Below are 21,730 nucleotides of genomic sequence, written 5' to 3'. Positions count from 1 at the left end.
GCTAGCGTCACGAGTATGAACATAATAACCCCTGACATAGATCTCGTCGTCCTCGACGCGCCCTCCAATCTCGGCCTGCGCCCGCCCGCCCCCGGCACCGTCCCCGGCTGCTACAAAGCCCCCTGGGCACTGCGGAACGCCGGCCTGGTCGGGCGGCTCGGCGCGACCGACGCGGGCGCGGTGGTGCCGCCCCGCTACGTGGCCACGTGGAAGCCGGGCGACGGCGTGCGTAACGGGCCCGCGATCGCCGCCTATGCGCGCACGCTGTCCGACCGGCTGGCCCGGATCAGCGGGTTCCCCGTGCTGCTCGGCGGGGACTGCTCGATCCTCCTCGGCCCCGCTCTCACGCTGCGCAGACGCGGACGGTACGGGCTGGCGTACGTGGACGCGCACGCCGACTTCCGGCACCTGGGCAACTCCCCGCACGTGGGCTCGGCGGCAGGCGAGGACCTCGCCCTGGTGACCGGGCGTGGCGACGACTACCTCACCGACATCGACGGGTTGCGGCCGTACGTGCGGGACGAGGACGTGATCGTGCTCGGGGTGCGGGACGAGGAGGACGTGCGCGACATCGCCGAGAGCGGGATCGCCTACCAGCCGGGCAGCGGCATCGACCTCGACAGGGCCAGGGAGGTGCTGGTGCGGGACGAGCTCGATGGGTTCTGGATCCACGTGGACGTTGACGTCATGGACCCGTCCGTGTTGCCCGCCGTCGACTCCCCCACCCCGGGCGGGCTCGACGCCGCTCAGCTCACCGACCTGTTGAGCGGCCTGGTCGCCCTTCCGGGCGCCGCCGGGCTGGAGGTGACGATCCTCGACCCGGACCTGGACGAGGACGGCAGCCAGGCCGCGTTGCTGGCGGACCTTCTGGTGTCGGCCCTCACCTAGGGCATCACGTAGGGCGTCGTGTTGGTCTGGCCGGCCTCATTGGTGAGGGTTATCGGCGTGAACGGGCTCGTCGGCACGTACGGCGCCCAGGCGGACTCGAGCCGGCCGTGCCGCCCGTGCCACTCCTGTTCGATGACCTGCGGGCCGAAACGAAGAGTGCCGCCGCGGAGGTTGTAGCCCTCGACGACGACCCCCGGCCGCCCGTTCCTCTCCTTCACCGCCGCGTTGACGATGATCGGCTGCTGCCACTCACGCACGATGTCGTCGGCCAGCGAAGGCGTGTCGTAGCGGGCCTGGCAGGTGAAGAAGGGCTCCCAGCCGTAGGAGATGATCTTCTGCGCGTCCGTGCCCACCGCCATGACCTGCCGGTCCAGCCGGCTCTTGGAAGGACGCCCGCGTAGCGGCAGCGGCTCCACCCGCCCGCACTCGCCGGCCACCTGCGTGGGCTCGAAGCCCTCGACGTTCACCCACAGCTCCACACCCGGCGGCACCCGCCGCGCCGCCGCCGCGATGTAGTCCCGCGTGGACCCGTAATACGCCTGCCCGTAGCTCACGTCACCGACGACGGGCACCAGCCGCGCATCGACCCGCGAGTCCCGCTCGTTGATCGCGTAGACCGGTACCTTCCCGGTGCCCCGCCCGTCCTGCACGGCGATGGCCATGGGCAGGCCCGCCCGCGTGCCGGCGATGTCCGCCATCCCGGCCTCCACCTGGTCCGGCGGGAATCCGCGTCCGCGACGCGCGTCGATGTAGGGGCTGACCAGGATCTTCTTGCCGGGCAACGTGGCGGCGACGACCGCGTGCTGGGCGGCGTACAGCGAGATGATCGGGTCCTTGACGGAACGCTTCCGCATGGCGAGCTCGAACGACTGGTAGACCCCGGCGAAGGCCGCGCCGAGCCGGTCCCGGTAGTCCGCGAGCACCCGCTCGGTGAAGGCGTTCAGCGCGTCCAGGTGGGCCAGGTCCGGCTCCCACGGCTTGCTCGCCAGCTGAGGCGCGGCGGGCAGCCCGGGATAGACCGCCATCCCGTGCGCCGCCGCCTCCGTCATCAGGTTGCCGAGCCCGTCGCCATCCGTGGCGACGATCACTACGTCATGGACACGAGCGTCGCAGGACGTCGCCAGCGACACCCGGTAGAAGATCCGGCCGTCGCTCTCGATCCGCCGGTCCAGGCCGGGGCAGCGCAGCAGGCCCGGCCCGAACTCCTCGCTGGTGACGTACGTGTAGACGTGCCGCACCCCCGGCACGTCGGCGCACGGCCGCCCGTCCACGACGCAGCCGGGCTCGGAACCCACACTGAACCGCGGCCCGAACGTGACGAGCGTGTCCCCGCCGATCGCGTGGATCGCCTCGACCATCCGCCGCGTGACGCAGGGATCGGCCCGCGGGATGACCCAGTAGCCGGTGACCGCGTACGGCGCCACCACCCGCGTGTCGCGCGGCGGGCACTCCCCCGGCGGCTCCTCGGCAGAATCGGACGGCACGACAAGGCCCACCACGAAGGCGATCGCCACGACCACCCACAGGATCCGGTGCACCCACGCCCCTTCCGCGCGTCCGCCCCCAAGCCTACGCAGTCTGACCCCGGCTGCGACCCGTGCATGTTGAACACGGAAAATGGCGGATAGGGGGGAACCATCGTGCACATTGATCTCGGCGGGAAGACCGCACTCGTCACCGGATCGACTCAAGGAATCGGAGCGGCCATCGCCAGCGGGCTGGCGGAGGCCGGAGCCCGCGTCGGCATCAACGGCCGGACCGAGGCAACCGTGGCGATGGCCATGGAACTCATGGACGGCGACCTGGTGGCGGCGCCCGGGGACGTGTCCACCGACGAGGGGTGTCAACAGGTCCTGCACGCGCTGCCGCAGGTCGACATCCTGGTCAACAACCTCGGCATCTTCGGCGCCAAGCCGCCGCTGGAGATCACCGACGACGAGTGGCGGCGCTATTTCGAGGTGAACGTGCTGGCCGCGGTCCGGCTGACCCGCGCGTACCTGCCGGGCATGAGGGAACGGGGCTGGGGACGGATCCAGTACATCGCCAGTGACTCGGCCGTCGTCATCCCGGCCGAGATGATCCACTACGGCATGTCCAAGACGGCGTTGCTGGCCGTGTCCAGGGGGTTCGCGAAGGAGGCGGCGGGCAGCGGGGTGACGGTCAACTCCCTGATCGCCGGGCCGACGCACACGGGCGGCGTGGAGACCTTCGTGTACCAGCTCGTCGGCAAGGACCTGCCGTGGGAGGAGGCGCAGCGGGCGTTCATGCGCGAGTATCGGCCCCAGTCGCTGCTCCAGCGGCTCATCGAGCCCGAGGAGATCGCGAACATGGTCGTCTACCTCAGCTCGCCCCTCGCCTCGGCCACCACGGGAGCGGCCGTACGGGTGGACGGCGGGTACGTGGACTCCATCCTTCCGTAGCCGTCCCCCAGCCGTCCTGATCGGGATATCCCTATCTCGCCGTGTTCTGATTATCCCCGGTCAGTCGCCTTGACCAGGGCGGATACCGCCTCGGCGATAGCCTCATCCATTCACCGTTATCTCGACGTCAAAACGTGATTTGCACCAAGTTTCAGATGATGTTAGATGGTGTTAGGGAGAGAGGACCGGGGAACGTGACGCTGATTCTCGATGGCGTCTCCGTACGGCAACGCGGGGAGACCTGGCTCGACGACATCCATCTGGAATTATCCAACGGAATGACCACCCTCGTCGGTCCCATGACCGCGGGGAAGACGACGTTGATGCGCGTCGCAGCCGGATTACAGACCCCCGATTCCGGCCGGGTCGTGGTGCACGGAAAAGATGTCACCGGCATTTCCGTGCGGAAAAGGTCGGTCGCATTCGTCTATCAGCAATTCATTAACTATCCGTCGCTGGCGGTCTACGAGAACATCGCCTCCCCGCTCCGCCTGGACCCCCGATTCCGCAGCAAGAGCGAAATCGACCGGCGCGTTCGCGAGGTGGCCGAGCTCATGGGCATCGCCGGCCTGCTCGACCGCCGGCCCGCCGAGTTGTCGGGCGGCCAGCAGCAGCGCACCGCCATCGCCCGCGCGCTCGCGCGGCCCGTGGACGTGCTGCTCCTCGACGAGCCCCTCGCCAACCTGGACTTCAAGCTCCGCGAGCAGTTGCGTGCCGATCTCAAGACCATGTTCGCCGACGCGCCGGGCGTGGTCCTCTACTCCACGGCCGACCCCAACGAGGCGCTGACGTTCGCCGCGCCGACCGTGGTGCTGGGCGAAGGCAGGGTGCAGCACGTCGGGGACGTCGCGGAGATGTACGCCCACCCGCCCACGCTGGCCGTGGCCGCGACGCTCAGCGATCCCCCGCTCAACCTGCTGCCCGGCGTGGTCCGCGAGGGCCGCATCGAGGTGCTCGGCACGTCCTTCCCCGCGCCCCGCGCGCACGCCACCGGCCACGACGTCATGCTCGGCATCCGCCCCCACCAGGTGCGGATCGCCCGCGAGGGGCCCGGCGCGCTGGAGTTGCCCGCCGAGATCAGGCTCGCCGAGGTGACGGGCAGCGCGACGTTCCTGCACCTGCTGCTGCAGGGGGACCGTCACCTGGTCGCCCACCTGCCGGGCACCCAGCTGTTCACCCCCGGGGAGACCACGGTCGCGTACGTGGACCCCACGCATGTCTTCGTCTTCGACGAGGCCGGCGGGCGCCTGCTGGCCACCAGCGCCGCGGACCTCGGAGGCGTGCATGGCTGACATTCGCCTGGAGGGCGTGGGGCACAGTTACGACGGCGGCACGACGTGGGCGCTGAAGCCGATGACGTGGACGTGGCGCACCTCGCGGGCGTACGCGTTGCTGGGCCCGAGCGGCTGCGGCAAGACGACGCTCCTGAACATCATCTCCGGCCTGATCACGCCGACGGTGGGGCGGATCTTCTTCGACGACCGCGACGTCACCGACGTGCCGACGGCGGGCCGCAACATCGCGCAGGTCTTCCAGTTCCCGGTCCTGTACGAGGAGATGTCCGTTTACGACAACCTCGCCTTCCCGCTCCGCAACCGGAAATATCCGAAGAACGAGATCGACCAGCGGGTCCGCCAGGTCTCGCAGCTGCTCGGCCTGGACCACCTCCTGCGCCGCAGGTCACGCCGGCTGGACCCGGGCCGGCAGCAGATCGTCAGCCTGGGTCGCGGGCTGGTGCGTTCCCAGGTGGCGGCCGTGTTGCTGGACGAGCCGCTGACGGTGGTGGACCCGGCGCTGAAGTGGACGCTGCGCAGCAAGCTCAAGGAGATCCACCGCGACACCGGGCACACGCTGATCTACGTCACGCACGACCAGACCGAGGCGCTGACGTTCGCCGACGAGGTGGTGGTGCTCAATGACGGGGCGATCATGCAGGCCGGCGAGCCGGCCGAGTTGTTCCTGTCTCCGTCGCACGAGTTCGTCGGGCACTTCATCGGCTCGCCCGGCATGAACATGGTGCCCGGGGAGATCGTCGGCGACGTCGTACGCGTGGGGCAGGCGGCCGTGGGCTCGGTGGCGAACGATCTGCCGCCGGGGCCGGTGCGTATCGGGGTGCGGCCCGAGTTCGTGCAGATCACCCATGCGTCGCCCGGAGTCGCCGCCCAGGTGACCGGGATCGACCGCATGGGCGCGTACGACCTGGTGCACACCCGGGTCGGTGAGCACCCCGTCATCGCCAGGACCGAGGCGGGGTCCGGCTACCAGCCGGACGTGGAGGCGTTCCTGCGCTTCCCGCCGGACCGCACGTTCCTGTTCCGCGACCAGGTCAGGTGCGGTTTCCTCGCGCCGCTCGACGGAAGGAGCGCCACGTGACCGCGGGCAGCCAGGTGAGCGGTGAGGTCGTCACGGCGGCGCCGGCCGAGCCGCAGGAGACCCGCGCGGACCTGAAGCGCAAGGACAACCGGGCGTGGTGGCTGGTGTTGCCGGTCGTCGTCTCGGTGGCGTTCACGGCGATCATCCCGCTGATGACCGTGGTCAACTTCTCGGTCCAGGACGTCTTCAGCCCCAGCGACCGGGTGTTCGTCGGCCTGGACTGGTTCTACGAGGCCGTGCGGCGCCCCGAGAACCGCGAGGCGTTCGTCAGGACGCTGCTGTTCTCGGCGCAGGTGCTGCTGGTGGAGATCCCGCTCGGGGTGGCGATCGCGGTGGCGATGCCGCGCCGCGGGTTCTGGGTGTCGGCGGCGCTGGTGCTGGTCGCGTTGCCGCTGCTCATCCCGTGGAACGTGGTGGGCACGATCTGGCAGATCTTCGCCCGCGCCGACATCGGGCTCGGCGGCTGGACGATCAACAACGTGCTCGGCATCGGCTTCAACTACACCCTCGACTCCACCGACGCCTGGATCACGATCCTCGTCATGGACGTGTGGCACTGGACGCCGCTGGTGGCGCTGCTGGCGTACGCGGGGCTGCGGTCGATCCCGGAGCCGTACTTCCAGGCCGCGCAGATCGACGGGGCGTCGGGGTGGGCGACGTTCCGGCACATCCAGCTTCCGAGGCTGCGCGGGGTGCTGACGATCGCGATCCTGCTCAGGTTCATGGACAGCTTCATGATCTACACCGAACCGTTCGTGGTGACGGGCGGCGGGCCCGGCAACGCGACCTCGTTCCTCAGCATCCTGCTGTCGAAGATGGCCGTCGGGCAGTTCGACGTGGGGCCCGCGGGCGCGTTCTCGCTGATCTACTTCTTGATCGTGCAGGTCCTCTGCTACGTCTTCTTCACCGTGCTGACCAGGTCGGGGAGGTGAGGGCGATGGCCAGGACCACCGGACGCCGGCTCCCGTGGGCACGCACGGTCTTCTGGCTGTACGTGGCCACGCTCATGTTGCCGCTGCTGTGGATGTTCGGCATGTCGATCCGGCCGAACGAGGACATCCTCGGCAGCTTCGCGCTCATCCCGCAGCGCGTGACCTTCGACAACTACGTCACGTTCTTCACGGACGTGTCGTGGTATTCGAGTTATCTGAACTCCATCATCTACACGTCGCTGAACGCGGTGATGTCGCTCATCGTGGCCTTGCCCGCGGCGTACGCGTTCTCGCGTTTCCGTTTCGCCGGCGACAAGCACCTGTTCTTCTGGCTGCTGACGAATCGCATGGCGCCGCCCGCCGTCTTCCTGCTGCCGTTTTTTCAGATTTATCAGAGCGTCGGGCTCTTCGACACCCACCTCGGGGTCGCCATCGCGCACATGCTCTTCAACGTCCCGCTCGCCGTGTGGATCCTCGAGGGATTCATGTCGGGAATCCCCCGGGAAATCGACGAGACCGCGGCCATCGACGGCTATTCACTTCCGCGTTTCTTCGTTCGCATATTCCTGCCGATGATCCGCTCCGCGATCGGCGTGACGTTGTTCTTCTGCTTCATGTTCAGCTGGGTCGAGCTGCTGATCGCCAGGACCATCACCTCGGTCGACGCGAAACCCATTGCCGCGACGATGACGCGGACGGTGAGCGCGGCCGGCGTGGACTGGGCGCTGCTGGCCACGGCGGGAGTGCTCACGATCGTCCCCGGCGCGATCGTCATTTGGTTCGTGCGTAATTACATTGCTAAGGGCTTCGCCCTGGGAAGGGTCTAGCGAATGCTCGAGTGGATGGTGTGGACCCTGCCGACGGCTTTGGTGTTCGCCGGGCTCGCCCTGCTGCTCGTCGTCATGGCGGTCTGGGCCCACGTCTCCCCTCCCGTGGCCAGGCGAGGTTTCCTGCGCATCGAGACCGATCGAGGCGATCGGCTGTACATCGGCCTGATCAGCGCCGGGGTCGTACTGGTCGGCTGGATGGCCGTCACCGACCTGTCCATGTGGATCGCGCTGGGCTGCGCGCTGCTCGTGGTGGTCGTGATCGGGATATGGGGCTGACAGAAGGGAAGCCATGCGGTCAACTACCACCTGCTGAAGCTGGAGGTTTGCTCTCACGGTCCCGTCTGGCTGAAGGGAGGCCGGTAGCGTGCGGCTGGTTGACAGCAGCCCAGCCTGCAACGCCGCGTACGGCGACGTTGCAGGCCGCGATGTGATCGGCGTGCCCAGCGAGGCCACAGCCGGTGCAGAGGAACCGACCCCGGGCGGGCCGATTCGCTCTGCTGACGCACCCCGGCCCGGCGAACTGCGCGCGCGCCGGGTAGTAGGCGAGCCCGTGCAGCTCCAGCACCGTGAAGACGCGTTGCTGCCAGGCCAGCCGGGAGACGAAGGTGGCCGCCTCGTTGCACACCCGCACCGCCGCGGTCAGAGCGTCGGCCTGACCTGGAGCGGGTGTAAGCCGGAGTTGCACGACGGACGGCAGGCCCTTCCGCTTAGCGGCAGAGCGGCGGACCGCCATGAGCACCTTGTGTCACTCCATTCTCACCGTCGGCAACATTACCGTCTGTTACTGAGGTTTTCCATACTGTTTTCGAAAGGAGGGGTGGCGCTCACCCGGTCCTGAAAGACCGGTTCCGGCGCCACAAATCAGATGAGGCATCGGGCAGGCAGGTCCGCGGCCGCTGGTCTGGCGGCGTTCGTTCTGGTGGTGGCCGGCTGTGCGCAGAGCGCGGAGCGGCCGTCCAGCGATTTCAAGGAGGCGGATGGGAAGGCGGCGGCACAACGCTGGGTGTCGGAGGAGTTCACGCCCAGCACGCTGTCCAAGGACGACCAACTCGCGGAGATGGACTGGTTCATCAAGGCCGCGGCGCCGTACCGGGGCATGCAGATCAATGTGGTCTCCGAGACGATCACCACCCACGAGTACGAGTCGCGGCAGCTCGCCAAGGCGTTCGCCGAGATCACCGGGATCAAGATCAAGCACGACCTCATCCAGGAGGGTGACGTCGTCGAGAAACTCCAGACCCAGATCCAGGGCGACCAGAACATCTACGACGCCTACGTCAACGACTCCGACCTCATCGGCACCCACTCGCGCGGCGACTACGTGGTCCCGCTGTCGGATTACATGGCCGGCGAGGGCAAGAACGTCACCTCGCCCACCCTGGACCTGAACGACTTCATCGGCATCAGCTTCACCACCGGCCCGGACAAGAAGCTCTACCAGCTGCCCGACCAGCAGTTCGCGAACCTCTACTGGTTCCGCTACGACTGGTTCACCGACCCGGAGATCAAGAAGCAGTTCAAGGACGCCTACGGGTACGACCTGGGCGTGCCGGTCAACTGGGCGGCTTATGAGGACATCGCCGACTTCTTCACCAACAAGGTCAACGGCAACGGGACCATCGACGGCAAGAAGACCTACGGCCACATGGACTACGGCAGGAAGGACCCGTCACTGGGCTGGCGCTTCACCGACGCCTGGCTGTCCATGGCCGGCAACGGCGACCCCGGCATCCCCAACGGCCTGCCGGTGGACGACTGGGGCATCAGGGTCGAGAACTGCCGCCCGGTCGGCTCGTCGGTCACCCGCGGCGGCGACACCAACGGCCCCGCGTCGGTCTACGCGCTCACCAAGTACGTGGACTGGCTGAAGAAGTACGCCCCCAAGGAAGCCGCCGGCATGAACTTCAGCGAGGCCGGTCCGGTGCCCGCGCAGGGCAACATCGCCCAGCAGATCTTCTGGTACACGTCGTTCACGGCCGACATGACCAAGGAAGGGCTGCCGGTCGTCAACAGCGACGGCACGCCCAAGTGGCGCATCGCGCCGAGCCCGCACGGGGCGTACTGGAAGGACGGCCACAAGCTCGGCTACCAGGACGCCGGCTCGTGGACGCTGCTGAAGAACACCCCGCAGGACCGCAGGGCGGCGGCCTGGCTGTATGCGCAGTTCGTCACGTCGAAGACGGTGTCGCTGAAGAAGTCGATCGTCGGCCTGACGTTCATCAGGGATTCCGATGTCAAGAGCGAGTACTTCGCCCAGAACTCCAAGAAGTACGGCGGCCTGATCGAGTTCTACAACTCCCCGGCCCGCAAGCAGTGGACGCCGACCGGGACGAACGTGCCGGACTATCCCAAGCTCGCCCAGCTCTGGTGGCAGAACGTGGCCACCGCCGTGACCGGCGAGACCACGCCGCAGCAGTCGATGGACAACCTGGCCAAGCAGCAGGACGACATCCTGTCCCGGCTGGAGCGGCGCGGCTACGGCGGTGACTGCGCGCCCAAGCTGAACCCGGAGCAGCCGGCCCAGTACTGGCTCGACCAGCCGGGCGCGCCCGCACCCAAGCTGGCCGACGAGCGCGGCAAGCCGGCCACGCTGGACTACGACAAGCTCATCGCGCAGTGGAAGGCGGGCGACTAGGGAACCAAAAGAGCTGCCGCCGCCCGTGACAGGCCGGGCGGCGGCAGGTCATCGGAGGTGGCGGGCCAGCCAGTCGAAGGCCTGCTCCTGCATGGGCACGTCGAAGCTGTGCGGCACGTCGGCGAACACCGCCTCATAGGCGCCGCCGTCCCCGTACCGGTCGCTGATCAGGGCGTGGGCGCGGTGCATGCCCGCTTCGGGGAACAGCTCGTCGCGCATGGCGTACTGGACCATGAGCGGCAGGGGCGCTCGGGCGGCCACCAGGTCGGGCCAGTCGCCGAGGCGCGGCAGGCCCGGTGGGTACAACATCCAGGTGTGCTTGGCCACGTGCCCGCCGAGCATGTCCCGGTACGAGGAGACCATCGCCGCGACGACGACCGCCCTGATGCCCGGGTCGAAGGCGCCGAGCAGCGCGGCACGCAGTCCGCCGCCCGACAGCCCGGCGCACCCGACCGGGCCCACGTCGGGCCGGGAGCGCAGGTAGGCGGCCGCGGCCAGGTCCTCGCCCGCCACCACGCCGGCGAACGACGTGCCGAGCACCGCGCAGTGCTTGGCGACGACGTGCTCGTGCTGCTTGGCGGCCGCGTCGTAACGGTCGGCCTCGCTCAGCGTCCCGGGCTCGATGTCGAGCGGGAAGCGGCGGCTGCCCCAGGAGAGCACGTCGTGCGCCAGCACGGCGAACCCGCGGCGGGCCAGCTCGTTGGCGAAGGCACGGCCGCCGTAGATGTCCTTCCGGAGCCGCGCCACCTCGGGTGAAGGAGCCTCGGGACCATCGGCGATCTTCTCTTTGCCTGCCCACTTCATCCCGGCGTGGCAGTGCAGCGCCACCACGCCCGGCAGCGGCCCGGCCGCCTCCCGGGGACGCAGCAGGAAGGCGTGCGTCCGCGGCCCGAATCCGACGGACCAGGACAGCTCCTCGCCGGCCAGGTCGCCGTCGGTCCAGGTCCGCTCCACCCGCACGTCGGCCGCGCGCAGGTCCAGCACGCCGAGGGCGTCCCGGGCCGCCGCCCGCAGCTCCGGCCCCGCGGAGGGGTAGATCCCCAGCTGCGCGGCGGCGATCCCGGCCAACTCGCCGAACACGGCCCCTGCCAGGTCAGCCGACACGGGTCCCGTCGTCCACCAAGCGCACGGGCGTGCCGGTCTGCGCCGCCATGGTGGCCGCGACGCCCGTCAGGACGCTTCGGATGCCGTCGCGGTAGCCGGCCTGCCGGGCCAGCGGGTCGTCACCGGGACCGCGGAAGACGTCGTTGAGCAGCAGCTTGTCGCCGCCGCCGTGCCCACCTGCCCCTGTCTCGATGGGGACCTCCTCCGGCCTGCTCCAGTGCCGGTGCAGCGTGAGCCGCTCCCAGGATCCAGCCGCGTGCTCCTTGGAGGACGCGCTCGGGTCGATGGCGGCGTGCGGCGGCGTCCATTCCCGCTCGACCACGTCCAGCTCCAGCCGCCCGGCCGTGCCGTTGAAGGCCACCCGGTAACCCTCCCAGGGGGCGTGCGCGTGCAGGGAGTAGGTCAGGATCGCCCGGTTGTCGTAACGCACCAGGACGGACATGTTGTCGTCGATGTCCACGCCCTCGCCGAAGACGTCCTGGTCCCGGATGTAGCCGTCCTCGTGCTCGGCGTCCAGATAGAGCCGCTTGAGCCGGGGGTCGGCGGAGATGTCCAGGATGAAGGGGTCGGTGCCCAGCCCGGGAGCGCCCTGCCCTCGCTCGGGGCGCTCCTCCAGGCCGCGCTTCTTGGCGTTCTCGGCGCCGTAGAAGCGCAGGTCGGTCTGGGCGAAGACGAGCTCGGGGGCCGCCCCGAGCCACCAGTTGACCAGGTCGAAGTGGTGGGTGGACTTGTGCACGAGCAGCCCGCCCGAGCTGGCCCGGTTGCGGTGCCAGCGGCGGAAGTAGTCGGCGCCGTGGATGGTGTCGAGCGTCCACTCGAAGTGCACGGACGTCACCTCGCCGATGGCGCCCTCCATCAGCAGCCGGCGCACGGCCGAGTTACGCGGCGAGTACCGGTAGTTGAAGGTGACGATCAGCTTGCCGGTGCTGCGCTCGGCCGCCGCGGCGATGGCCGCGCACCCCTCGGCGTCCACGGTGAGCGGCTTCTCCACAATGACGTCACGGCCGGCGTCGAGCGCCGCGCACACGTAGCGAGCGTGCGTGGCGTCGACTGTCGTGACAATGACCGCGTCGGCGAGCTCGAGCACCTTGTCGAACTCCGCGGGGGCGAAGCACGGCACCTCCTGGCCGATCCGCTCGACGTAATAGTCCATGCGGGTCCGGTTGGTGTCGCACAGGGCGACGATGGTGCCGGCGTCACGCCACTCCCCGAGCAGCGCGTCGACGTACATCTGCGCGCGGTGCCCGAGCCCGACGAACGCGTACTTCATGACTCTCCTTTTAGCCTGCGATCGAGGCGTTGGCCTCGGTGATGAACTTCTGAACGGCGTCGTCAGGGGTCATCCGGCCGAACATGACCTCCTCGGAGTAACGCGTGAGGATGTCTTCCATGGCGCTGGAGCCCTTCGGCGGCGCGGCCGGCGGGTCGGACAGCTCGCTCTTGATCTTGTCGAGGAACTCGAGCGTCTTCTTGTCCGCGTCCGGCAGCTTGTCCTTGACCGCCGCCAGCACCTTGGAGCTGGCCGGCAGACCGCGGTCGCTGAGGATGATCTGGCCCGCCTCCGGGTCGTTGATCATGAAGTCGATGAACTTCGCCGCCTCGGCCGCGTGCTCCGACTTGGAAGAGGCCGAGTAGAACATCGCCGGCTGCAGGAACATGCCGCCGGTCGTGGCGCCCTCCGCCTTCGGCATCCGCAGCAGGTCCAGCTGCTGCCCCGACGCCTTGGAGGCCGCGCCGAGCTGGTTGCTCCACCACATGCCCATCGCGCCGGTGTTGGTGCCCAGGAGCGACTGGTCGATGCTGGTCGCGCCGATCTCGGTGCTCTTGGCGGCGTCGGGGGCGCCCTTGGTCTTGATCAGGTTCTGCATGATGGCCCACCAGTCCTTGATCGTCTGGGGGGACATGCCGATCTTGTTGCCGTTGTAGAAGGGCTCGCCCTTCTGCGCGGCATAGATCTGGAGGTACGCCGGGTTCCAGCTCAGCTGCGTTCCGGTGACCTTGCCGCCGGAGCCGGAGGAGATCTTGGAGGCCAGGTCGACGTACTCCTCCCAGGTCCACTTGGTGTCGTCGGGCAGCTTCGCGCCGCTGCTCTCGACCAGGCCCGGGTTGACCATCAGGGAGAAGGCGTTGACGCCGGTGGGGATGGCGTACTGCTTGCCGTCGATGGCGCCGGTGCCCAGCACCTTGGCGTCGATGTCGGCGGTGTTGACCTTGCTGGCCAGGTCGGCCAGCGTGCCGCGGTCGGCGTACTCGCGCAGGCCGCGGATCTCAATGGTGATGACGTCGGGCGCGTCGTTGCCGGCGACCTTCGTGGACAGCGTCTCGTAGTAGCTCGCCCAGTCCGAGAACTCGCCCTGGACGTCGATGTTCGGGTTCTTGGCCTCGAACTTCTTGATGGCCTCTTCGGTCATCTTCTGCCGCGCGTCGCTGCCCCAGTAGGAGAAGCGCAGCACAGTCTTACCGCCGGCACCTTCGCCGCCGCTGCCGCTGCCGCTGCCGCAGGCCGCGGTGACCGCCAGCACAGCGGTGGCCAGCAGCGCCGCCGACCACATGTTCTTGCCAGAGCTCACGGCTCTACCTCCTAGGGGGATTATCGAGTTGGGGGGTGTTCATTTTGGAGGCGTACTACTTCAGGCCCGTGGTGGCGACACCACGGATCAGGTACTTCTGACCGGCCAGGAAGAAGCCGAAGATCGGCCCCAGCGCGATGATCGACATAGCGAACATGGGTCCCCATGACGAGTCGCTGCTGGCGTCGAGGAACGTGCGCAGTGCCACCGGAACGGTGAAGTTGTCCGGGTTGTTGAGGTACAGCAGCTGGCTGAGGAAGTCGTTCCACGTCCAGATGAAGGTGAAGATCGCGGTCGTCGCCAGAGCCGGCATGCAGAGCGGCATGACGACCCTGATGAAGATGCGCCAGTAGCCCGCTCCGTCGATCTCGGCTGCCTCGTCGAGCTCCCTCGGCAGGGTACGGATGAACTGGACCATCAGGAAGACGAAGAACGCGTCCGTCGCCAGCACCTTGGGCATGACCAGCGGCCAGATCGTGTTGATCAGATCGAGCTCGGAGAACATGATGTACTGCGGCACGATCACCACGTGGTGCGGCAACATGATCGTGCCCAACATGATCGCGAACCAGAACTTCTTCAGCGGGAAGTTCAGCCGGGCGAAGGCGTAGGCGGCCAGCGAGCAGGCCACCAGGTTCGCCACCACCGACAGGGCCGTGACCACCGCCGAGTTCCACAGGTAGTAGCCGAAGGGATGCTTCAGCGCGTACCAGCCCTGGGTGTAGTTCTCCAAGGTGACCTGGCTCGGCCACAGCCCGGGCTCCCGGAAGATGAGCTCTTCCGGCTTGAGGGAGCTGGAGATCATCCAGAGCAGCGGATAGAGCATGACCAGGCCGAAGCCGATCAGCAGCGTGTGCTTGACCAGCCGGCCGCCCTTGAGCGGCCGGAACAGGACCGGGATCGGCCTACTTGGTGTCGCCATAGAAGACCCAATACTTGGAAGCGAGGAAGTTCACCGCGGTCAAGCCGGCGATGATGAGCAGCAGGACCCAGGCCATCGCTGCGGCGTAGCCCATTTCGTAGCTCTTGAACCCCTTGAGGTAGAGGTAGAGCGTGTAGAAGAGCGTCGAGTCGGCCGGGCCTCCCTTGCCGCCGCTCACGATGAAGGCCTGCGTGAACGACTGGAAGGACTTGATGACCTCCAGCACCAGGTTGAAGAAGATGATCGGCGTCAGCAGCGGAATCGTGATCGACTTGAACTGCCGCCACACCCCCGCGCCGTCCACCGCGGCCGCCTCGTAGTAGCTGCTGGGGATCTGCCGCAAGCCGGCGAGGAAGATGATCATCGGCGCGCCGAAGGTCCATACGTGAAGCAGGATCAGCGTCCCCAGCGCGGTGTCGGGGTCGCCCACCCAGCCGGGGCCCTGGATGCCGAAGATCGAGAGCACGGCGTTGACCAGGCCCTCCGCACCGAAGACCTTCCGCCACAGAATCGCGATGGCGACGCTGCCGCCCAGCAGTGAGGGCAGGTAGAAGATCGAGCGGTAGATCGACAGGCCGCGCAGCCCTCGATCGAGCACCAGGGCCAGCGCGAGCGCGAAGGCCAGTTGCAACGGGACCGAGACGACCACGTAGATCGTGGTCACCTTCAGCGAGGACAGGAACCTCGGGTCCTCGGTGAACATCGTGATGTAGTTGTCGAATCCGACCCACTTCGCCTCCTCCAGGAGGCTGTAGTCGGTGAAGGAGAGGTAGAGGGAGGCGAAGATCGGGCCGATCGTGATGACGAGCAGGCCGACGAACCAGGGCGCCAAGAACAGATAGGCGGCCCGCGCCTCTCGGCGGGAACGTTTTGTGGAGCGGTGACCGCCGCGTGCGGGCTGGGTCGCCGCTCCCCGGGGCTTCACCGCCACCGAAACGTCAGTCATCACACGGACCTTCCGGCGATATGTGAATGGATAGCGCTTTCCTATAGCCGCCGGGAAAGTTACGTCAACCCTTTGCAGACGTTACATAGCCGTTACCGATATATCGCCACGGCGTTTTCCCAGGTGACAGACTTGCCCGCTAGAGAAGTCAGATGAATTCGGGTCTCGGATAGTACAACCGGTTGCAGCAGGCGGGCTATCGTGGCGCTGCGGTGGAGTCCCTGATGACCAGGCGCGTCTCCAGCGATGTGGTGGCGCTCACCTCCTGGATGAGCAGGTCCACCGCGAGCCGCCCGGCAGCCGCCGTGGGCATGGCCACCGTGGTGAGCTTGGGCCGGTTGAGCCGCCCTGGCACGATGTCGTCGATCCCCACGACGCTGACGTCCTCAGGAACGCTCAGTCCGAGCTCGCAGAGCCCCTCGATGAGACCGATCGCCACCAGGTCGTTGTAGGCGAGCACGCCGGTCACCTCGGCGTCCCGCACCCGCTTGGCGATGGCGAATCCGCCGCGCTCGGTCGGCGGGTTGGGGCCGATCACGACGAGCTCGATGCCGGCCACCTGCTCGGCGGCCGTCCGGATCTCCGCGCTCGTCCACGAGCCGGCCGGCCCCGACACCAGCGCCACGCGACGGTGCCCGAGCCCGGCGAGGTGCTCGACCGCGAGCTTGGCCCCGTGGCCGACGTCCATCAGCACGGTGGCGGCGCCGCGCAGCCGCCGGTTGATCACCACGAACGGCACCCGCTCGGCCAGCCGCTCGAGCACCTTGTTGGAGGAACGGGGGCTGCACAACACCAGGCCGTCCACCTGTTTGGAGAAGGCCTGCACCAGCTCCTCCTCGGCGGCCGGCTCCTCATCGGTGTCGGCCACGAACAGGTGGTAGTCACGCTGCCGCGCGGCGGCGTGAGCCGCCTTGATCAAGGGAGGGAAGAACGGGTTGGCGATGTCGGCCACGATCAACCCGAGGTTGTGCGTGCGGCCGGTCGTGAGCGCCCGCGCCGCCCGGTTCGGACGGTATCCCAGCTCCTCGGCCACCGTCAGCACCCTGGTGCGGGTGGCGGCGTTCACCATGTGCGGCGCGGAGAACGTCCGCGACACGGTGGACACGTGCACGCCGGACGCCCGGGCCACATCACGAATCGTCACTGTCACAATCGCACACCCTAACGCAACCGCTTGCAGGGACCTTGGCTACGATGAAAGCGCTTGCCGGTGTACCCCATACCGAAACCCGCCGGGAACCCCCAGGTGGCGCTAGGGGAATGAAATCACCTCTTGACGCCCCGGGTCCGGTGACACAAAGGTTTAGTGCAACTGTTTGCAGTCTTGAAGGAGCCCCTCACGGTGAGCAGAGTCCTCGTCACCGGAAGCGCAGGACGCCTCGGCCGCAGCGTGGTCAGCACGCTCGCGGCGGCCGGGCACGAGGTCATCGGCGTGGACAGCGCCCCAGGCACGCCAGTGGAGGCCGCGGCCACCCTACCTGCCGACCTCACGGACACGGGAGAGGCGTTCGAAGTGATCGCCAGATTCCGCCCGGAGTCGGTGATCCATTTGGCCGCCATCGCCACGCCGTTCAGCCGGCCTGAGTCGGTGATCTACCGGGTGAACACGCAGCTGGCGTTCAACGTCTGTGAGGCGTCGGTGGCCCTGGGGGTCCGGAACGTCGTGGTGGCCAGCAGTCCGACCGTGATCGGGTACGGCGCGCCAGGCGGATGGGCGCCGGCGTACCTGCCGATCGACGAAGACCACCCGGTGCGGCCGTGGAACGCCTACAACCTGTCCAAGGTGGCGGCCGAGCAGACCATGAAGGCGTTCGCCGAGGCCGGGACGACGAAGCTGGCCGCGATCAGGCCGTGTTTCGTCATCCCTCCGGAGGAGTGGGCGGGCGCGCCCACGCAGTCCGGGCACACCGTCAACGAGCGGCTGGACCGGCCGGACCTGGGCGGCGTGTCGCTGTTCAACTATGTCGACGCCCGGGACGCCTCGGAAATGGTGGGCGTGCTGATCGAGGCGCTGCCCGAGCTGCCGAACGGCGAGGTGTTCTTCGTCGGCGCCGCGGACGCGCTGGCCAGGAAACCGCTGGCCGAGCTGCTCCCCCAGGTCATCCCGGGCACGGAGCCGTTCGCGGCGGGCCTCACCGGGACCTCCCCGGCCTTCTCGACCAGCAAGGCGGAGCGGCTTCTCGGCTGGCAGGCGAAGCGTTGTTGGCGTACCGAACTCAAGGAATCTCTATGAACCTCAGTGGTGTGCTGTTCTTTCCCGTGACGCCGTTCGCCGCCGATGGCACTCTCGCCGAGCAGGTGCTGGCCGAGCACATCCGGCAGGGTATGGAGCATGGTCCCGGCGGGGTGTTCGTGGCCTGCGGCACCGGTGAGTTCTCCGCATTGTCCGAGGCGGAGCACGCCCGTGCGGTGCGGGTGGCGGCCGAGGACGTGGGCGGGCGCGTGCCGCTGTTCGCGGGGGCGGGCGGGCCGCTCGGCGCGGCGTTGGCCCAGGCGCGGGCCGCGCGGGAGGCCGGGGCCGACGGGTTGCTGCTCATGCCGCCTTACCTGGCGCAGGGGCCCGGGCACGGGTTCAAGGCGTACGTGGAGGCGGTGGCCGCGGAGCTGCCGGTGATCGTCTACCAGCGCGGCACGGTGGTGCTGGAGCCGGACGCGGCAGTGGAGCTGGCCGGGATCCCCGGGGTGATCGGGCTCAAGGACGGCCTCGGCGACATCGACAGGATGCAGCGGACCGTGCTGGCGATCCGGGAGACGTACCCGGACTTCCTGTTCTTCAACGGGCTGCCGACGGCCGAGCTGACCATGCCCGCCTACCGGGGCATCGGCGTGGAGCTTTACTCCAGCGCGGTGTTCGCGTTCGCGCCGGAGATCGCGCTGGCGTACCTGAACGGTGACGAGCGCTTGCTGACGGAGTTCTACGCCCCGCTCGTGCGGCTGCGCGGCAAGGTCCCCGGCTACCCGGTCTCCCTGGTCAAGGCCGGGGTACGGCTGCGCGGCCTGGACGTGGGCGCGGTCCGCCCGCCGCTGGTGGACGTGACGCCCGAGCACCTGCAGGAGCTGGAGACGCTGATCAAGACGGGGCTGGAGCTGGCGACCTCATGACCATCGCGGACCTGCGCACCGAACTGCGTACCGCTCCGCTGCCCCGGCCGTGGGGCGCGGACGTGCCCGCCAACCACGTGATCGTCACGCACGTCACACTGAAGGACGGGCGCACCGGTACGGGGTTCTCGTGGACGCCGCAGATCGGCGCGCACGCCGTGCGGGCGCTGCTCGACCACGACCTGCGGGAGGCGCTGATCGGGCTGCCCGCGCACCCCGAGACCGTGTGGGACCGGCTCTGGCGGCACCTGCGCGAGGCGGGACCCGGCGGGATCACCACGATCGCGCTGGCCGGGATCGACCTGGCGCTGTGGGATCTGCGCTGCGGCGACGCGGGCCTGGCCGACGTGCTGGGCCGGCGGCGCGACGAGGTCCCGGTGTACGGCAGCGGCGTCAACCTGCACTACTCGCTGGAGGAGCTCCTCGAGCAGGTCAGGCGGTGGACGGCGGCCGGGCACCAGGGCGTCAAGATCAAGGTGGGCCGTCCCGACCTGGCCGAGGACGTGGCGCGGGTGGCCGCGGTCCGCGAGGTGCTCGGGCCTGACCGGCTGCTGATGATCGACGCCAACCAGCGCTGGGACCTGCACCGGGCCCGGCGGGCTCTGGCCGCGCTGCGCGAGTTCGACCTGCACTGGATCGAGGAGCCGCTGCCGGCCGACGACGTGGCCGCGCACGTGGAGCTGCGCCGCTCCATCGACGTGCCGGTCGCGGTGGGCGAGAACGTCTACACGACGTACGGCTTCCGCGACCTGCTGACGGCCGGCGCCTGCGACGTCGTGCAGCCGAACGTGGTGCGGGTCGGCGGCATCACGCCGTTCCTGCGGATCGTGGAGCTGGCCAGGACGTTCGACGTGCCCGTCTACCCGCACCTGCTGCCGGACGTGTCCGGGCAGCTGGCGCTGGCGCTGCCACTGCCGATCATGGCGGAGGACGTGGAGGACGCGTCGTTCGCCGCGCTCGGGCTGCTGGCGGAGCCGTATCCCGTGATCGTGTCGGACGGCGTGCTGCGGGTGGGCGAGCACGCGGGGCTGGGGCTGAGGTGGGCATGATGAGGGTCGTTCTGGCGGGGGCCAACGGGCACGGGCAGCACCATCTCCGCAACCTGCGCAGGCTCGGCCACCAGGGGCTGGTCGAGCTGGCCGGGATCTGCGACGTGCGGCCCGTGGAGGTCGACTTCGGCTCGCCCCTGCAGTCGCCCGATCTGGGGGCGCTGATCGAGAAGACCGGCGCGGAGATCACGATCATCTGCACGCCCATCCACACACACGCCGACCTCGCGGTGACCGCCCTGCACGCGGGCTCCCACGTGCTGCTGGAGAAGCCGCCCGCCCCCAGTCCTGCGGAACAGCGGCGGATCGCCGCCGCCGTGGCGGAGACGGGGCGGGTCTGCCAGGTCGGGTTCCAGTCGCTCGGGTCGGCGGCCGTTCCCGCGATGCGTGAGCTGATCGCGAGCGGCGCTCTCGGGCAGGTGCGCGGCATCGGCGGGGCCGGTGCTTGGGAACGCCATTCGTCCTACTTCACCCGCTCGGCCTGGGCGGGCAAGCGCCGCCTGAACGGCGTCGACGTGGTGGACGGCGCGCTGACCAACCCGTTCGCGCACGCCGTGGCGACCGCCCTGGCGCTGGTGGACGGGTCGATCACGGAGATCGAGACCGAGCTCTTCCACGCCCACCCGATCGAGTCGGACGACACGTCGTGCGTGCGGATCCGGATGGACGACGGTCTCGTGATCACGGTCGCGGTGACGTTGTGCGCACCCGAGCGGCACGAGCCGTACCTGGTCGTGCACGGCGACCAGGGCCGCGCCACCCTTGTCTACACCCAGGACCAGCTCAGGATCGAGCACGCGGACGGGTCGGTCACGACGACCGTGTACGAGCGCACCGACCTGCTGGAGAACCTCATCGACCACGTCCGCACGGGCGCGGACCTGCTGGTGCCGCTCGCGCGGACCGAGACGTTCACGCAGGTGCTCGACGCGGTGCGGCTGGCGCCCGAGCCGCTGCCGATCCCCGAGCGGCACCAGATCGTCGAGCGGGACCCCGGCTCGGGGGAGGTCACGTACCGGTTCCTGCCCGGCGTCGCGGACCTGACGGCGCGCAGCGCGGACGAGCTGGCCCTCTACTCGGAGCTGGACGCGCCGTGGACGAAGGTGCGGCTCCTGGTCTCCGGCACGCCGGTGGCCGACTACGAGCTGGAGCCCGACCTCCCCGCCACGGACTCGCCGCGCCCGTACCTGCACGGGGTGCGGACGCTGGGCGGCGTCGAGGTCACCCAGGTCCGGCCCGAGGACCATGTGCACCATCTCGGGGTCGGCGTGGCGATCTCCGACCTGGGCGGGGCGAACTTCTGGGGCGGCCGCACCTACGTCAAGGACCAGGGACCGGCCTGGCTCGGCGATCACGGCAGTCAGCGGCACCGGGCGTTCTCGCGGCTCGACGACGACGGTTTCGTCGAGGAGCTGGAGTGGATCGGCCCGGATGGGCGGCTCATGGCACGTGAGGAGCGGACGGTGGTCGCGCGGCCGGTCGGCGAGGCGTGGGCTCTGGACTTCACGTTCACGCTCACCAACCTCACCGGCGCGCCCGTGGAGATCAACAGTTCCGCCACCAAGGGCCGGGTGGGCGCGGGTTACGGCGGCTTCTTCTGGCGTGCGCCCGGGACCTCCACCGCCTGGACGACTCTGCCCGGGGACGAGCAGGCCGTGCACGGCAGCCGGGACCGGTGGATCGCCATGTCCGGGACGGACCCGGAAGGGCGGGACTGGACTCTGGTGTTCGTCCAGGACGACGGCGACGCCTGGTTCGTGCGGGTCGAGGAGTATCCGGGCGTCGGCCAGGCGTTGGCGTGGGACCGGCCGCTGGTCGTCGAGGACACGCTGACCAGGCGGGTCGTCACGATCGTCGCGGACGGGCGGCTCGACCACTCCCAGGCCGCCGAACTGGCCGCCCAGGTTTAACCCGCGGTTTCCTGGCGGTTCGGCGGGCGGTGGCTAGGGTGCGGTGCTC

19 protein-coding genes are annotated in these 21,730 nt (G+C 68.8%); 12 read left to right on the top strand and 7 right to left on the bottom strand.

Annotated elements, in window-relative coordinates; genetic code table 11:
* Positions 1–15 precede the first annotated feature (15 nt).
* Positions 16–888 (top strand): arginase family protein, encoded by an 873-nt coding sequence (locus EDD27_RS52315; protein WP_127940116.1) that lies wholly within the window; start codon positions 16–18, stop codon positions 886–888.
* Here EDD27_RS52315 and EDD27_RS52310 read toward each other — a convergent pair.
* Complete coding sequence (locus tag EDD27_RS52310; protein WP_127940115.1) at positions 885–2,426, bottom strand: DUF4434 domain-containing protein; 1,542 nt, start codon at positions 2,424–2,426, stop codon at positions 885–887. The two genes, EDD27_RS52315 and EDD27_RS52310, sit on opposite strands and share 4 nt — an antisense overlap.
* A gap of 102 nt (positions 2,427–2,528) precedes the next feature.
* On the opposite strand from EDD27_RS52310, the gene EDD27_RS52305 reads away from it, so the two are divergent.
* The 7 genes from EDD27_RS52305 (at position 2,529) to EDD27_RS52275 (ending at position 10,078) form a co-directional block, all read left to right on the top strand.
* Positions 2,529–3,308, top strand: a complete 780-nt coding sequence (locus EDD27_RS52305; RefSeq protein ID WP_127940114.1) for an SDR family NAD(P)-dependent oxidoreductase — start codon at positions 2,529–2,531, stop codon at positions 3,306–3,308.
* A gap of 194 nt (positions 3,309–3,502) precedes the next feature.
* Positions 3,503–4,600 (top strand): ABC transporter ATP-binding protein, encoded by a 1,098-nt coding sequence (locus EDD27_RS52300; protein ID WP_206642047.1) that lies wholly within the window; start codon positions 3,503–3,505, stop codon positions 4,598–4,600.
* On the top strand, positions 4,593–5,681 hold the full coding sequence (locus EDD27_RS52295; RefSeq protein WP_127940112.1) for an ABC transporter ATP-binding protein: 1,089 nt from the start codon (positions 4,593–4,595) through the stop codon (positions 5,679–5,681). Before EDD27_RS52300 ends, EDD27_RS52295 begins: the two co-directional genes overlap by 8 nt.
* Positions 5,678–6,613, top strand: a complete 936-nt coding sequence (locus tag EDD27_RS52290; RefSeq protein WP_206642046.1) for a carbohydrate ABC transporter permease — start codon at positions 5,678–5,680, stop codon at positions 6,611–6,613. Before EDD27_RS52295 ends, EDD27_RS52290 begins: the two co-directional genes overlap by 4 nt.
* Positions 6,614–6,618: 5 nt before the next feature.
* Entirely contained in the window at positions 6,619–7,440 is an 822-nt protein-coding gene (locus tag EDD27_RS52285) for a carbohydrate ABC transporter permease (RefSeq protein WP_127940111.1), read from the top strand.
* A 3-nt stretch (positions 7,441–7,443) separates the two neighbouring features.
* Positions 7,444–7,719 (top strand): DUF2160 domain-containing protein, encoded by a 276-nt coding sequence (locus tag EDD27_RS52280; protein WP_127940110.1) that lies wholly within the window; start codon positions 7,444–7,446, stop codon positions 7,717–7,719.
* Positions 7,720–8,308: 589 nt separating this feature from the next.
* Complete coding sequence (locus tag EDD27_RS52275) at positions 8,309–10,078, top strand: ABC transporter substrate-binding protein (RefSeq protein ID WP_127940109.1); 1,770 nt, start codon at positions 8,309–8,311, stop codon at positions 10,076–10,078.
* Between the two features lie 48 nt (positions 10,079–10,126).
* Here the strand turns inward: EDD27_RS52275 and EDD27_RS52270 are convergent, their stop codons facing one another.
* The 6 genes from EDD27_RS52270 to EDD27_RS52245 all read right to left on the bottom strand — a co-directional run bounded on the left by EDD27_RS52270 (position 10,127) and on the right by EDD27_RS52245 (position 16,770).
* Entirely contained in the window at positions 10,127–11,182 is a 1,056-nt protein-coding gene (locus EDD27_RS52270; RefSeq protein WP_127940108.1) for an alpha/beta hydrolase family protein, read from the bottom strand.
* The gene (locus tag EDD27_RS52265) at positions 11,172–12,452 is read right to left on the bottom strand and encodes a Gfo/Idh/MocA family protein (protein WP_127940107.1); all 1,281 of its coding nucleotides are present in this window, start codon (positions 12,450–12,452) and stop codon (positions 11,172–11,174) included. Before EDD27_RS52265 ends, EDD27_RS52270 begins: the two co-directional genes overlap by 11 nt.
* 10 nt (positions 12,453–12,462) lie before the next feature.
* Positions 12,463–13,752, bottom strand: coding sequence for an extracellular solute-binding protein (locus EDD27_RS52260; RefSeq protein WP_127940106.1), 1,290 nt, complete (start codon positions 13,750–13,752; stop codon positions 12,463–12,465).
* A 55-nt stretch (positions 13,753–13,807) separates the two neighbouring features.
* Complete coding sequence (locus EDD27_RS52255) at positions 13,808–14,674, bottom strand: carbohydrate ABC transporter permease (protein WP_127940105.1); 867 nt, start codon at positions 14,672–14,674, stop codon at positions 13,808–13,810.
* Positions 14,658–15,620: a carbohydrate ABC transporter permease gene (locus tag EDD27_RS52250; protein WP_127940104.1), complete on the bottom strand. Its 963-nt coding sequence runs from the start codon at positions 15,618–15,620 to the stop codon at positions 14,658–14,660. The genes EDD27_RS52255 and EDD27_RS52250 overlap by 17 nt, the downstream gene beginning before the upstream one ends.
* 196 nt (positions 15,621–15,816) lie before the next feature.
* Positions 15,817–16,770 (bottom strand): LacI family DNA-binding transcriptional regulator, encoded by a 954-nt coding sequence (locus EDD27_RS52245; protein WP_127940103.1) that lies wholly within the window; start codon positions 16,768–16,770, stop codon positions 15,817–15,819.
* A 192-nt stretch (positions 16,771–16,962) separates the two neighbouring features.
* On the opposite strand from EDD27_RS52245, the gene EDD27_RS52240 reads away from it, so the two are divergent.
* From EDD27_RS52240 to EDD27_RS58500, 4 genes are read left to right on the top strand one after another with little or no spacing between them, the layout of a single operon-like run.
* Positions 16,963–17,853 (top strand): NAD-dependent epimerase/dehydratase family protein, encoded by an 891-nt coding sequence (locus EDD27_RS52240; protein WP_127940102.1) that lies wholly within the window; start codon positions 16,963–16,965, stop codon positions 17,851–17,853.
* On the top strand, positions 17,850–18,722 hold the full coding sequence (locus EDD27_RS52235; protein ID WP_127940101.1) for a 5-dehydro-4-deoxyglucarate dehydratase: 873 nt from the start codon (positions 17,850–17,852) through the stop codon (positions 18,720–18,722). Before EDD27_RS52240 ends, EDD27_RS52235 begins: the two co-directional genes overlap by 4 nt.
* Positions 18,719–19,771 carry a mandelate racemase/muconate lactonizing enzyme family protein gene (locus EDD27_RS52230; RefSeq protein WP_127940100.1) on the top strand — a complete coding sequence of 351 codons (1,053 nt, stop codon included), beginning with the start codon at positions 18,719–18,721 and terminating at the stop codon, positions 19,769–19,771. Before EDD27_RS52235 ends, EDD27_RS52230 begins: the two co-directional genes overlap by 4 nt.
* A complete protein-coding gene (locus tag EDD27_RS58500; RefSeq protein ID WP_127940099.1) occupies positions 19,768–21,681 on the top strand; it encodes a DUF6807 family protein in 1,914 nt (637 codons plus the stop codon). The genes EDD27_RS52230 and EDD27_RS58500 overlap by 4 nt, the downstream gene beginning before the upstream one ends.
* The last annotated feature ends 49 nt before the right edge of the window (positions 21,682–21,730 follow it).

Origin of the sequence: Nonomuraea polychroma (genome assembly GCF_004011505.1) — a bacterium.
Taxonomy (GTDB): Bacteria; Actinomycetota; Actinomycetes; order Streptosporangiales; family Streptosporangiaceae; genus Nonomuraea; species Nonomuraea polychroma.
Note: the sequence above shows the minus strand (reverse complement) of the source record. Positions and strands in the feature narration are given on the sequence as shown.